Annotated in this window: 12 protein-coding genes; 2 read left to right on the forward strand and 10 right to left on the reverse strand. The window is 45.8% G+C overall.

Features of this window, described 5'->3' with window-relative positions:
- Window positions 1-113 precede the first annotated feature (113 nt).
- From nqrF to MHM99_RS15120, 8 genes are all read right to left on the reverse strand, one after another.
- Complete coding sequence (gene nqrF, locus MHM99_RS15085) at window positions 114-1,346, reverse strand: NADH:ubiquinone reductase (Na(+)-transporting) subunit F (RefSeq protein WP_014950793.1); 1,233 nt, start codon at window positions 1,344-1,346, stop codon at window positions 114-116.
- A gap of 20 nt (window positions 1,347-1,366) precedes the next feature.
- Window positions 1,367-1,975, reverse strand: a complete 609-nt coding sequence (gene nqrE / locus MHM99_RS15090; RefSeq protein ID WP_014950794.1) for an NADH:ubiquinone reductase (Na(+)-transporting) subunit E — start codon at window positions 1,973-1,975, stop codon at window positions 1,367-1,369.
- A gap of 3 nt (window positions 1,976-1,978) precedes the next feature.
- Window positions 1,979-2,611 carry an NADH:ubiquinone reductase (Na(+)-transporting) subunit D gene (locus MHM99_RS15095; protein WP_014950795.1) on the reverse strand — a complete coding sequence of 211 codons (633 nt, stop codon included), beginning with the start codon at window positions 2,609-2,611 and terminating at the stop codon, window positions 1,979-1,981.
- Window positions 2,612-2,621: 10 nt separating this feature from the next.
- The gene (locus tag MHM99_RS15100; RefSeq protein ID WP_014950796.1) at window positions 2,622-3,386 is read right to left on the reverse strand and encodes a Na(+)-translocating NADH-quinone reductase subunit C; all 765 of its coding nucleotides are present in this window, start codon (window positions 3,384-3,386) and stop codon (window positions 2,622-2,624) included.
- On the reverse strand, window positions 3,376-4,578 hold the full coding sequence (locus MHM99_RS15105) for an NADH:ubiquinone reductase (Na(+)-transporting) subunit B (protein WP_014950797.1): 1,203 nt from the start codon (window positions 4,576-4,578) through the stop codon (window positions 3,376-3,378). The genes MHM99_RS15100 and MHM99_RS15105 overlap by 11 nt, the downstream gene beginning before the upstream one ends.
- A 3-nt stretch (window positions 4,579-4,581) precedes the next feature.
- Window positions 4,582-5,922, reverse strand: a complete 1,341-nt coding sequence (locus MHM99_RS15110; protein WP_239220024.1) for a Na(+)-translocating NADH-quinone reductase subunit A — start codon at window positions 5,920-5,922, stop codon at window positions 4,582-4,584.
- Window positions 5,923-6,434: 512 nt separating this feature from the next.
- On the reverse strand, window positions 6,435-7,613 hold the full coding sequence (fabV, locus tag MHM99_RS15115; RefSeq protein ID WP_239220026.1) for an enoyl-ACP reductase FabV: 1,179 nt from the start codon (window positions 7,611-7,613) through the stop codon (window positions 6,435-6,437).
- 299 nt (window positions 7,614-7,912) lie between these two features.
- Window positions 7,913-8,533, reverse strand: coding sequence for an FKBP-type peptidyl-prolyl cis-trans isomerase (locus MHM99_RS15120; RefSeq protein WP_239220028.1), 621 nt, complete (start codon window positions 8,531-8,533; stop codon window positions 7,913-7,915).
- A 233-nt stretch (window positions 8,534-8,766) separates the two neighbouring features.
- Between MHM99_RS15120 and ppc the strand changes: the two genes are divergently transcribed.
- Window positions 8,767-11,388, forward strand: coding sequence for a phosphoenolpyruvate carboxylase (ppc, locus tag MHM99_RS15125; RefSeq protein ID WP_168533962.1), 2,622 nt, complete (start codon window positions 8,767-8,769; stop codon window positions 11,386-11,388).
- Window positions 11,389-11,534: 146 nt separating this feature from the next.
- On the opposite strand, the gene mdh is transcribed toward ppc, so the two are convergent.
- Window positions 11,535-12,473 (reverse strand): malate dehydrogenase, encoded by a 939-nt coding sequence (mdh, locus tag MHM99_RS15130; protein ID WP_168533964.1) that lies wholly within the window; start codon window positions 12,471-12,473, stop codon window positions 11,535-11,537.
- 237 nt (window positions 12,474-12,710) lie between these two features.
- Between mdh and argR the strand changes: the two genes are divergently transcribed.
- Window positions 12,711-13,175 carry a transcriptional regulator ArgR gene (argR, locus tag MHM99_RS15135; RefSeq protein ID WP_014950803.1) on the forward strand — a complete coding sequence of 155 codons (465 nt, stop codon included), beginning with the start codon at window positions 12,711-12,713 and terminating at the stop codon, window positions 13,173-13,175.
- Between the two features lie 65 nt (window positions 13,176-13,240).
- On the opposite strand, the gene MHM99_RS15140 is transcribed toward argR, so the two are convergent.
- The gene (locus tag MHM99_RS15140; protein WP_239220030.1) at window positions 13,241-13,924 is read right to left on the reverse strand and encodes a type 1 glutamine amidotransferase domain-containing protein; all 684 of its coding nucleotides are present in this window, start codon (window positions 13,922-13,924) and stop codon (window positions 13,241-13,243) included.
- Window positions 13,925-13,956: the final 32 nt, after the last annotated feature.

Genomic DNA, 13,956 nt, shown 5'->3' on the forward strand with positions numbered 1-13,956 from the left:
CATTATTCAATCGCTATTATGTGCATTCTGCGTTTTGCTTCAACGAAAAAGGGGCTTACGCCCCTTTTAATATGCTTAATAACTTTTAAGCGAGTAGCTCTTAAATTAAACGCCTAGCCACCGAAGTCATCTAGCATGATGTTTTCGTCCTCAACACCTAAATCTTTAAGCATGTTGATTACGGCCGCGTTCATCATAGGTGGTCCACACATGTAGAACTCACAGTCTTCTGGTGCAGGGTGATCTTTCAAGTAGTTCTCAAGAAGTACTTGGTGGATAAACCCAGTGTAACCTTCCCAGTTGTCCTCTGGCTGAGGATCAGAAAGTGCTACATGCCACTCAAAGTTGTCGTTTTCTGCTGCTAGCTCGTCGAAGTCTTCTGTATAGAACATTTCACGAAGTGAACGTGCACCGTACCAGAAGCTCATCTTACGCTTAGACTTAAGGCGACGAAGCTGATCGAAGATGTGAGAACGCATTGGGGCCATACCTGCACCACCACCTACGAATACCATTTCGTTTTCAGTTTCTTTCGCGAAGAATTCACCGAATGGACCAGAGATAGTCGCTTTGTCACCTTCTTTCAGGCTCCAAATGTACGATGACATTTTACCCGCAGGTAGGCTTAAGTTATTAGGTGGCGGCGTAGCGATACGCACGTTCAACATAATAATGCCTTCTTCTTCTGGGTAGTTCGCCATTGAGTAAGCACGAATAGTCTCTTCGTCTACTTTAGACTCGATGTCGAAGAAGCCAAAACGCTCCCAGTCACCGCGGTATTCTTCAGGAATATCGAACTCTTTGTACTTAACGTGGTGCGCTGGCGCTTCAATCTGAATATAACCACCTGCACGGAAAGGTACACTTTCACCGTTAGGAATTTTAAGCTTAAGTTCTTTGATAAAGGTTGCTTTGTTATCGTTAGAGATAACTTCACAATCCCACTTCTTAACACCAAATACCGACTCTTCCAGCTCAATTTCCATGTCCTGCTTGATAGCAACCTGACATGAAAGACGGCAGCCTTCGCGCGCTTCACCTTTAGTGATGTGGTCTAGTTCAGTTGGAAGGATCTCACCACCACCTGAGTGTACATCTACACGACACTGGCCACATGAGCCACCGCCACCACAAGCAGACGATACGAAGTAACCTGCGTCAGCTAATGCACCAAGTAGCTTGCCACCCGGTGCAGTTTTGATTGCCTTGTCTGGATCACCATTGATAGTGATAGTTACATCACCACTTGGTACCAATTTAGACTTGGCAAACATAATGATAAATACTAGCGCCAATACGATGGCAATAAACATGCCGACGCCAAGAAATATTTCTACGTTATTCATTTATATGCTCCCGAGCTCTATTACAGCTGAATACCAGTGAATGACTGGAAGCCAAGTGCCATTAGGCCAGCGATCATGAATACAGAACCAAGACCACGAACACCATCAGGCATATCAGCATACTTCAGCTTTTCACGTACTGCCGCTAGCAATACAATTGCTAGTGCCCAGCCCATACCACTACCAACGCCGTAAACGATGCTTTCAGTGAAGTTGTATTCACGCTGTACCGCAAACGCCACACCACCGAAGATTGCACAGTTAACGGTAATTAGCGGAAGGAAGATACCTAGTGCGTTGTAAAGCGCAGGGAAGAACTTGTCTAAGCTCATCTCTAGAATCTGTACCAACGCCGCGATAACACCGATAAACGTTAGGAAGTTAAGGAAGCTTAGGTCAGCTTCTGGGAAACCTGCCCATGCTAGTGCGCCTGGAGCAAGAATGTTTACATAAATAACTTGGTTAACGGGTACAGAGATACCTAGTACCACGATAACTGCAACACCAAGACCCATAGCAGTTTTAACTTTCTTAGATACCGCTAGGAATGTACACATACCTAAGAAAAGTGATAACGCCATGTTCTCAACGAAAATTGAGCGAACAAATAACGACAAATAATGTTCCATGACTTACTCCTTAGGCTCTACTTGCTCTGGACGGATAGTACGGATAAACCAAATCATACCGCCGATTAAGAAGAATGAGCTGAATGGTAGGATTAACAAACCGTTACCCTGATACCAGCCACCGTTTTGAACCAGTGGAAGGATTTCGAAACCTAAAATAGTACCGAAACCAAATAGCTCTTTAATTGTACCAATAACAATTAGAATGAAAGAGTAACCCAAGCCGTTACCAATACCATCAAGGAAGCTCATCAGAGGCGGGCTCTTCATGGCGTAAGCTTCAGCACGACCCATTACGATACAGTTAGTAATAATCAGACCAACGAATACCGACAGCTGCTTCGATATTTCATACGAATACGCTTTCAGAATTTGGTCAACAACGATTACCAACGATGCAATGATGGTCATCTGGATAATAATTCGAACGCTAGATGGGATCTGGTTACGAATTAGTGAAATAAACAAGTTTGAGAACGCTACAACGCTTGTAAGCGCAAGCGACATTACCAATGCTGTTTCCAGCTTAGTGGTAATTGCCAGTGCTGAACAGATACCCAATACCTGTAGGGCGATCGGGTTATTGTCCAGGATTGGCCCAAAGAGGGCCTTTTTCATTTCTTTAGTATCTGCCATGAGACTTCCCTTATGAACGCCATGCTTGGTTCTTCAGGAACTGGCCGAAGCCTTGCTCGCCTACCCAGTAACGAATAGTGTTTTCAACACCGTTGCTGGTTAGGGTTGCACCTGAAAGCGCATCGATAGTGTGAGGATTGCTAGGGTTAGCATTTTTCACTACGCGAATAGCAACTTCGCCATTTTCGTAAAGCTCTTTGCCGTCCCATTTGTCCTGCCAAGCAGGGTTTTGCACTTCACCACCTAGTCCTGGCGTTTCTTTTTGCTGATAGTAAATAAGCTCGCGAACCGTTTGGCCGTCTGCGTCTACCGCTAAGAAACCGTACATAAGATCCCAAAGGCCGCTGCCGTGAACAGGAAGGATGATACGAGATACATCACCTGCGTCGTCGCGAACTAAGTAAACACTTGCCACGTTAGGGCGGCGTTGGAAACCAACATTGCTGTTAGTTACCTTTGTGCTGTACTCAGTTTCTTTGGCTGCTTTATACATATCGTAATCTGGCTTAGGCGCTTCTACGAAAGTACCTTCGTCAAGATTAACAAAACGCTGTTCTACTCGCTCGCTGTACGTGCTTTCAATTGCGCTATTGCTCATGCCCATTTCATAAAGGCCTGCAGCATTAAGAATGTTGCTCTTTTTATCTAGAGCTGCGTTTGTTTGTTGTAGAGAGCGAAGGCCAACAGCCGCACCAGACACAACAATTGAACAAACTAAACATACGGCAACAACAATACCTACCGTTTTGCCTAAAGATTCTTTCTTAGCCGACACGTGCTACCCTCCGCTTGATATTGCTTTGTGCGACGAAATAGTCGAACAGTGGCGCCCACAAGTTAGCAAATAGAATTGCTAGCATTACACCTTCAGGGAAGGCTGGGTTTAGGACGCGGATTAGTACCGTCATGAAACCAATGAAGATACCGTAAGCCCACTTACCTTGGTTTGTGAACGACGCAGAAACTGGGTCTGTCGCCATAAAGAACATACCAAAAGCAAGACCACCAACAACAAAGTGCCAATGAGCAGGCATTGCAAACATAGGGTTCGTATCGCTGCCGATTAGGTTTAGCAAGGTTGCGAAGAACGCCACACCAATTGCTACACCAGCAACAATGCGCCAGCTTGCTATACGCATGTACATGATGAACAAGCCACCAAGAATAATAGCAAGGGTAGACACCTCACCCGCTGAACCTGAGATAGTACCGATGAAGCTGTTCATCCACTGATCCATGTTCGCGTAATCAAGGTTGCCTGAAGCCGCTTGGCTTAGAGACGTTGCACCAGAATAACCATCTGCCGCTACCCATACTTGGTCACCTGAAATTTGCGCAGGATACGCAAAGTAAAGGAATGCACGACCAGACAATGCTGGGTTAAGGAAGTTACGACCTGTACCACCGAATACTTCTTTAGCAATTACAACTCCGAAGGTAATACCTAGTGCAACTTGCCATAGAGGAATAGTAGCTGGAAGTGTTAGTGCGAATAGTACCGATGTAACGAAGAAACCTTCGTTAACTTCGTGCTTGCGCACAGACGCGAACAATACTTCCCAGAAACCACCTACCGCGAACGTTACCGCGTAGATTGGCAGCCAGAAACATGCGCCATAGAAGAATAGACCTAGTGTACCCGCATTTGCCAAGTCACCGCCAAGGGCAGCGAATAGGCCTGCTTGCCACGTATCAGGTAGTGTTCCTGCGCCAGCAGCAATTGCTTCTTGCGCTTGGAAACCAATGTTATACATACCAAAGAACATAGCTGGGAATGTTGCCATCCATACCATGATCATGATGCGCTTAAGGTCAATGCTGTCACGCACGTGCGTGTTAGCTTTATTTACTTTACCTGGGGTGTAGAAAATGGTCGCCGCAGCTTCGTAAAGCGCATACCACTTTTCATGCTTACCACCTGGTTCGAAGTTTGGTTCGATCTTTTCTAAATACGCTTTTAAACCCATGACTTAACCCTCTTTCTCTATCGTGGTCAAACAGTCGCGTAAGATAGGAGCGTAGTTGTATTTGCCAGGGCATACATAAGTACACAATGCCAAATCTTCTTCGTCCAACTCTAAGCAACCCAACGTCTGAGCACCGTCAGTATCACCAGAAATCAGGTCCCTAAGCAGAAGCGTAGGAATGATATCTAGGGGCATAACGCGTTCGTAATTACCAATTGGAACCATAGAACGTTCAGAACCATTGGTAGTTGTTGTCATATCAAATTTCTTGCTGCCACTTAGGTGACCTAAGTAAGCACGAGTCACTGAGTGTTGGTTTGAACCAGGTAGGATCCAACCGAACAATTTCTTCTCGCGACCTTCTTTTAGTAGTGAAACTTGGGTGTGGAAACGACCAAGGAAGCCGTGAACGCCCATCGCTGTCGTACCGCTAAGTACAGAACCAGAGATAACACGTACTTCACCGTCTACTTGCTCGTCAGCAGTAAGCTCGGTCAAGTCTGCGCCCATTACGGTGCGCACTAGGCGTGGGTTAGTTGCTGCAGGACCTGCAAGTGAAATAACACGACGGTTATCTAGCTCGCCAGAGGTCAGTAATGCACCAATTGCCATAACGTCTTGGTAGTTGATGTGCCAAACCGTTTTGTTCATGCCAGCAGAATCAAGGAAGTGGATGTGAGTACCCGGTAGGCCCGCAGGGTGAGGACCGCCAAATTCTTCAACATCAACTGCCGCATCGCCAGTAGCAACAGATGCACCTGCCGCTTTACAAACGTAAGTCTTGCCACCGCTCAATTGCGTTAATGCTTTAAGACCATTTACGAAATCGTCTTGGCGCTCAGCAATAATCACTGCAGGATCTGCTGCTAGTGGATTGGTATCCATTGCTGTAACGAAAATTGAACTTGGAACAGAGTCTAGCTTAGGAGATTTGCTAAATGGACGTGTACGGAACGCTGTCCACATGCCTGACTCTACAAGGATTGACTGAAGCTGCTCGCGTGAAGCGCTCGCGATCTGGTCAGCTGCAATTTTATCAAAAGTTACAGCATCGCTGCCGTTCACTTTGATAACTACAGACTGAAGAACACGTTTTGCACCACGGTTAACCTCTACCACTTCACCCGCTGCTGGGGCAGTGAATTTAACGCCAGGGTTCTTTTTGTCTTCAAAAAGCACCTGACCTTTCTTCACTACATCGCCAACTTGGACGTGCATGGTAGGGCGCATACCCACATATTCTTCTCCCAGAATGGCAACGCGCGTTGCAGCAGATGCATCAGCAATCTCCTGCTTTGGCGCTCCCTCAATTGGGAGGTCGAGACCTTTCTTGATTTTTATCATATGTAATCGCACTACTCTAATAGAAATACCCTTTTGCATGACCGCAGAAAACCTGCCTGTCAGCATGCAAAAGCGCACTATTAACAGGTGTAGAACACCTTTTCGTTGTTGATTGATGGAACTTGCTGCAATTGCTACGGTCAGCCTGTTATGAAGCCGTAACGCATAATTCCTTTTGCGGACGCTTAATTCGCCCTTTCTTTATAGACCACCAGCAGAAATTTACACTTATTATTGTTGTTGTGTAGCTGCAATCGCTACTGCTGTTTTGGTAGAGGCAGAAAAGACCCCTACTTAATTTCGGGATTTTAGCATTAACCCATACGTTTGTGCCACGCTATTTCAAGATAAAGGCAAATTTTTCTACAATTTAATGTAAACCTTTGGTCTTATTCATTTACATTTTGCGAATCCATACGCCGTATCAACTTGTAATCAGGTACAAAAAAGCCGTCAAATCAGACGGCTTTTGCGCATATAAGCATTAGGTTAATTAATGGTAAGTTTAGGTTTTACCAATTAACCATTGGGTCAACTTCACTGTCGTAATCAACACTTGAAATGTCAAAACCGAACAGTTTTAAGAACTCATGGTTGTAACCTTTGTAGTCACTTAAGTCATGAAAGTTCTCTTGTGTCACTTGATCCCATAGCGCCTTAATTTTTGCCTGTGTTGCGTCGTTAGTTTCTTTGCCATCCATGCGATAGCGATTTGCTTCATCTAACGTTGGTGTATTGCCGAACAGGCACTGTGTGAACAAGCCATGAATCTGCTCAATGCACCCTTCGTGGGTGCCTTCCTCTTTCATCACTTTGTAAATAAGTGAAATATACAGAGGCATTACAGGAATGGCTGAGCTTGCCTGCGTTACCAGTGCTTTCAACGAGCTCACATTGGCTTGCACAAGCAAATCACTGTTTTTACCAATAATGGCTGCGGCAGCGCGATCTAGGTCTTCTTTCGCTTTACCAATCGTCGCTTGACCATAAATAGGCCATGTTAGTTCTTTACCGATATAGGTATATGCGGTGGTTTTACAGCCTTCAGCAAGCACATCGGCTTCACGTAAAAAGTCCATCCAACGTTCCCAATCTTCACCGCCCATCACTTTGATGGTGTTAAGGATTTCTTCGTCGTTGGCTGGCTCTAGCGATACTTCATGCACTTTGTCTTTATCAGTATCGTAGGTTTTCGTAGTGTACGCCTGCCCTACAGGCTTAAGCGTAGATTTATACGTTACGCCTGTTTCTGGGTCGGTTCTACGCGGGGATGCAAGGCTATAAATGACCAAATCAACCTTGCCCATTTCAGCTTTGATTTTTTCGATGGTTTCATTTTTGATTTCATCGGAAAACGCATCGCCATTAATAGTTTCTGCATACAAGCCTTTTGCTTTGGCTTTTTCGTGGAATGCAGCGGTGTTGTACCAACCGGCAGTACCCGTTTTACGTTCCGTTGGTGCTTTTTCAAAACACACACCCAGCGTTTTAGCGCCATAGCCGAACGCAGAAGTAATGCGTGATGCTAGGCCGTACCCCGTAGAGCTACCAATAATCAATACATTTTTAGGGCCTTCGCCTAAGTCGCCTTTTGCTTCTACATAAGCAATTTGTTCGTCAACCGCCGTTGCACAGCCAACAGGGTGCGCGTTTGTACAAATGAAGCCTCTCACTTTAGGCTTGATAACCATAATAATTTTCCTTATTTGAGCGTGGGGCTATTGTAATGCCGAAGCCACTGATAACAACTCGGAGCAGATGAAACCTAGCATATCGCAAACGCAAGGCGACACCAATGAAACAACGTGCCAAATTTAGCTTTGCTTTGTATTTACGAGAAAAGACAGAGAAGAAAAGAGATAGGAAAAAGAAACATTAGGCCATATCGCTAAATTCAACGAAGTGCGGGCTAGTTTTTAAAACGTTATGAACTATGAATAAGAAAAAATGGAACACAGGTGTACAGAACTGCACACCTGTGAACAACACATTAACCTAGAACGTCTAGAAGCTCTACGTCAAAGATAAGCGTGCTGTATGGTGCAATAGCTGCACCCGCACCTTGCTCACCGTAAGCAAGCTCATGTGGCACGTATAAACGGTACTTAGCACCTACTTTCATAAGTTGAAGTGCTTCAGTCCAACCTTTAATAACGCCGCCTACTGGGAATTCAGCTGGCTGGCCGCGCTCGTAAGAGCTGTCAAAAGTGGTACCGTTAATAAGTGTACCGTGGTAGTGAACACGTACAGTGCTAGCCGCAACTGGTGTTTCACCGTCACCTTCAGCAATAACTTCATACTGAAGACCAGATTCAGTAACGGTTACTTCGTCACGCTTCGCATTTTCTTCAAGGTACTTTGTGCCTTCTTCAATAACCGCTTTGCTTGCTTCTTCTTTAGCCGCTTGCATACGCTTGTGAATTTCGCCGAACGCATCACGTAGTGTGTCGTTATCAACCTGAGGCGCTTGACCTGCGAAGGCGTCTTTTAGGCCAGCTACAACAGCGTCAATCGCTAGTCCGTCAAACGGATTTGATTGTAATTGTTGACCCATTTGAAAACCAATGCCGTAACTTGCTTGGGTTTCTACTGTATTGAATGTATCAGTCACAAGAACTCCTGAAATTAAATTACAAATGCAGTACAAATTTCAAACAAAACGCATAACGCGAGAATGTTTCTGCATTTTCCGGTGCAAGAGTGTATCACACCACAAAATATCTTGCTTTGAGCAATGTTAACTAGGGTGCAAAAGTATCAAAATGTTGTAAATTATAACCGAAAGTGGTTAGACAAGTCGCAAAGGACACAGTATGGTTAAGGCCATATATTTAGGAGGATAGCATGCAAACACACTACGATGCTGAACTGAAAGATACCGTTCGATACCTAGGTAAAACCTTAGGTGAAACAATCAAAAATCAATTGGGTCAAGAGTGGCTAGACCGTATTGAAAAGATTCGTAAAGGCGGCCGAGCTTCTTATCAGGGAGACGCTACATGTAGCGAAGAACTGAAAGAAACTTTCAAAACAATGTCTGACAGCGATTTGCTTACTGTTGGCCGTGCATTCGCACAATTCTTGAATTTGGGCAACATTGCTGAGCAAGAATACAATGCGGCAATGAATGTTGATGCGTCTATTGATGCACTATTTAAACACCTAGATAAAGCTGAATTAACAGCTGAAAAAGTGCAGGATGCGGTTGCAAAACTGAACATCGATCTTGTACTGACCGCGCACCCAACTGAGGTTACGCGCCGTACACTTATTCACAAACATAAAGAATTGGCGAACTGCCTTCAGGCTATTCACCAAGAGTCGCTTAATGATGTTGAGCGTAAGAAAATTGAAACCCGTATTGCTGACCTTATTGCACAGGCTTGGCACACTGAAGAAATTCGTTCAGTACGTCCAACACCGGTTGATGAGGCACGCTGGGGCTTCTCTGTTATTGAAAACTCATTATGGGAAGCAGTGCCAGACTTTATGCGCGAGCTTGATGGTCGCCTAAACGAAGATTATGAAGTATCACTGCCACTAGATGCGTCTCCCGTTCAGTTTAGCTCTTGGATGGGCGGCGACAGAGACGGCAACCCATTTGTAACGTCAAAAGTGACTGAGCAAGTATTATTACTTGCTAGAAAACGTGCGGCCAAGCTTTTCGCGATTGATCTTGATCGCTTGCAAGTTGAGCTTTCAATGTACGACTGCAACGACGCGTTACGCGAAAAAGTCGGCGACGCCAACGAGCCATACCGCGCCCTTCTTCGTCCACTTGTGGACAAGTTCATCGCAACCCGCGATGGCATTAGCGACTACTTAGCAGGTAAAAACCCAGATACTTCAAACTGGGTTGAAAGTGATGATGAGCTAATTGAACCACTGATGCTTTGCTACCAGTCACTGTTAGACTGCGGAATGCAAGTTGTAGCAAACGGTCTGCTGCTAGACACTATTCGTCGTGCTCGTGTATTTGGCATTCACCTTCTGCGCCTTGACGTGCGTCAGGACTCTGAACGTCATGCAGACGTTTTCAGCGAACTAACACGCTACCTAGGTCTTGGTGATTATGCTCAGTGGAGCGAAGCCGACAAGCAAGCGTTCTTATTGCGCGAGCTTGGCTCAAAACGCCCGCTATTCCCCGCTCAATGGGATGCGTCTGATGACGTGAAAGAAGTGCTTGATACCTGTAAGGTAATTGCGAAGCACAGCAAACACGGTTTTGGTATCTATATTATCTCTATGGCCAGTGAGCCATCGGACGTTATGGCCGTTCAGCTGCTACTTCAAGAAAGTGGTGTAGATTGGCCAATGCCAGTGGCGCCATTGTTCGAGACGCTAGACGATTTGAACAACTCGCCTGACGTAATGCGCAAACTTCTGTCTATCGACTGGTATCGCGGTTACGTTAAAGGTCGTCAATTCGTTATGATTGGTTATTCAGATTCAGCCAAAGACGCAGGTGCACTTGCTGCGGGCTGGGCTCAATACCAATCACAAGAAGCCTTGGTTGCGATTGCTGATGAGTTTGACGTAAGCCTGACGCTATTCCACGGCCGTGGCGGTACAATTGGTCGTGGTGGCTTGCCAGCACATGCTGCCATTTACTCTCAGCCTCCTGGCTCGCTAGACGGCGGCTTCCGTGTAACTGAGCAAGGCGAAACTATTCGCTATAAATTCGGTATGCCTAAGCTGGCTAAACGCAGCCTAGGTATTTACGCCAGCGCCATAATTGAAGCCATGTTATTCCCGCCTCCGGCACCAAAAGAAGAATGGCGAGAGCTTATAACTGCAATGGCAGCCCAAGGTCGTGACAACTATCGTGCAACCGTGCGTCACGATAAAGAGTTCGTACCTTACTTCCGTGTTGCAACGCCAGAGCAAGAGTTAGGCAAACTCCCACTAGGTAGTCGCCCAGCGAAGCGTAAGCCACAAGGCGGTATTGAGAGCCTACGCGCTATTCCATGGATATTTGCTTGGGCACAAACCCGTTTGGTGCTACCAAGCTGGCTAGGCGTTATGCGTGCTATTGATAGCGTGAAGACCCCGGAAAACGAAAAAGTGGTTAACGAAATGTTCAGCGAATGGCCGTTCTATCGTTCACGTCTTTCAATGCTAGACATGGTGTTCCATAAAGCCGATCCGCGTATCAGTGAAGCTTATGATGAGCGCTTAGTACCCAAAGAGCTTAAACACTTTGGTGAAGCTCTGCGTGCCGAGCTTAAAGAAAGCATCTCGTCGCTACTGGCTATAACCGGTGACGGCGACATCATGAAGAACGACCCGCAGGGTAAAGAGTCTATGGAGATCCGTGCAGGATATCTTCAGCCCCTCCACTACCTGCAAATTGAGCTTCTGGATCGTATTCGTAAAGCCGGTGACGATGCACAAAACACCAGCCTAGAGCGTGCCATGATGGTTACCATCGCGGGTATTGCAATTGGTATGCGTAATACAGGCTAGAGCCCAATGAACGCGTAACGTTATAATGAAAAGCCTGCTCATTGAGCAGGCTTTTTTTGTAATGTCTTAAATGCAAAAAAGGCTGGGTACGTAAGAACGTATCCAGCCTTTTCTAGCGGATGCTAGTACATCCGCTTCAGGCGCTATTAGCCGTTTACGAAGTCAACGCCTAGCTTGATGTCGCCACGTAGGCCTTCAAGCATGTCGTTTTTCGCTTTTTCTTCGAATGCGCTTAGCTCGCCGTATGGCAAGATTTCTTCAACACCGTTTGCGCCTAGGCGAACTGGGTGTGCAAAGAATGCTGCGTCGCCGCTGTCGTCAGTTTGTACATAAGTGTACTCAACCACGTTCTCACCTTGCATTGCTGCAACTAGTGATAGACAGAAGCGTGCCGCTGCTTGACCCATTGACAGGGTTGCAGAACCGCCGCCCGCTTTAGCTTCAACAACTTCAGTACCCGCGTTTTGGATACGAGTAGTTAGGCTAGCAACTTCTTCGTCTGTGAACTCTACGCCTTCAACTTGTGAAAGTAGAGGAAGGATAGTTGTACCAGAGTGACCACCGATTACCGGTACGTGCACAGAAGATACGTCTACACCTTTAAGTTCAGCAACAAACGTTTCAGCACGGATAACGTCTAGTGTCGTTACACCAAAAAGCTTGTTCTTGTCATAAACGCCTTTTGCTTTAAGCGTTTCAGCTGCAATAGCAACAGTAGTGTTAACTGGGTTAGTGATGATACCAACACACGCGTTCGGGCAGTTATCAGCTACACCTTCAATTAGGTTTTTAACAATGCCGGCGTTGATGTTGAATAGATCAGAACGATCCATACCTGGCTTACGAGGCATACCCGCTGGAATTAGAACAACGTCTGCTCCAGTTAGTGCATCAGCTAGGTCATCTTTACCGTGACCGGTTACTTTTACCGCAGTGGGGATGTGGCTCAAATCAACGGCAACACCAGGAACAACTGGCGCTACGTCGTATAGCGCTAAATCTGAACCTGCTGGCAATTGTGTTTTCAACAACAAAGACAGCGCCTGACCAATACCACCGGCAGCACCTAACACGGCTACTTTCATACCATTTCTCCTATGGGATTACTTCACGTATTTAAACGGAACGTCACACTAATGCAACGCGGGGGAAAACTCAATCACCGGATCGTCTTATTAACGTTATTTATGGCGATTTTATCTCGATATTCATTATCATGAATGATTATGCAAAGAAATTGCGCAAAGTCTACCTGTGCGGCACAATATACGCATACTAAATATAATTCCTAACGATAACCCTCAAAAAAGAAAAGAGCGCTAATGGCAAACGCAAAACAAGAGCTACTCATCAAAGCTTTTAAAGAAATTCTTAAAGCAGAAAGTTACGGTTCACAGGGCGAAATTGTTGATGCATTAAAAGCACAAGGCTTCGACAACATCAGCCAATCTAAAATTTCAAGAATGTTAAGTAAATTTGGAGCGGTAAGAACGCGTAATGCCCGCGGAGACATGGTTTACTGCCTTCCCCCTGAGTTGGGCATGCCAACCGCTAAAAGCCCGCTCAAACAGCTTGTATTAGACATTGTGCACAACAATGTCATGGTAATAATAAGAACAAGTCCGGGTGCTGCACAGCTTATTGCGCGCTTGCTTGACTCATTAAGTAAGAAAGACGGGGTTTTGGGCACCATTGCAGGTGACGACACTATTTTCATCGCGCCAGCGGATGTGTCTAGAATTGAAGAACTAAGACAACGTGTTGAAGACCTGTTTGAGAACGTTTAGGTAGCCACACTTTTAAAACGGTGCCCTCTCATTGAGGGCACTATATATTCTGCTGTTCGCTGACGCTAACTCAATAGCTTAATCAGCGCATCGGCTGCTGGTCGTGATGACGGCGGATTCTGTCCCGTCACCAGTAACCCGTCGGTACACACTTTTACAGCAAAATTGTCGGCGCTCTCATACTTACCGCCTTTTTTAACCAGTTCATCTTCAACCAGATAAGGCACTACGTCAGTAAGCTCCACCGCTGCTTCCTCGCTGTTCGAGAAACCGGTAACCGACTTCCCTTCGACCAAATATTTACCGTCAGGCGTTTTAACGTCTTTAAGTGCAATTGACGCGTGGCATACTGCCCCAACGGGTTTATTAGCTGCGATAAAGTCTTCGATTAGTTTTATCGAGTGCACATTGTCAGAAAGGTCCCACAACGGGCCGTGTCCCCCCGGATAGAACACCGCGTCAAACTCATCAGCACGCACGTCTTCGAGCGGAATCGTCGACGCTATAGCGTTACGTGCCAGATCATCTTTCGTATATCGCATAGCGTCATCGGTCATTGCATCGTCAACCAGACTATTAGGGTCGATAGGTACTTGCCCTCCCATGGGTGACGCCAACGTTATCGTATATCCTTGGTCTTTAAATGCGTAGTACGGCGCAGCAAACTCTTCCAACCACATGCCTGTCTTTTTGCCAGTATCACCCATAATTTCGTGAGATGTCATTACCATTAGCATATGTTTTGACATAAGCCCTCCTTTCGAGCATTTAAAAATTTGTC

The organism is Alteromonas sp. MmMcT2-2 (assembly GCF_022348305.1).
Classification (GTDB): Bacteria; Pseudomonadota; Gammaproteobacteria; order Enterobacterales; family Alteromonadaceae; genus Alteromonas; species Alteromonas macleodii.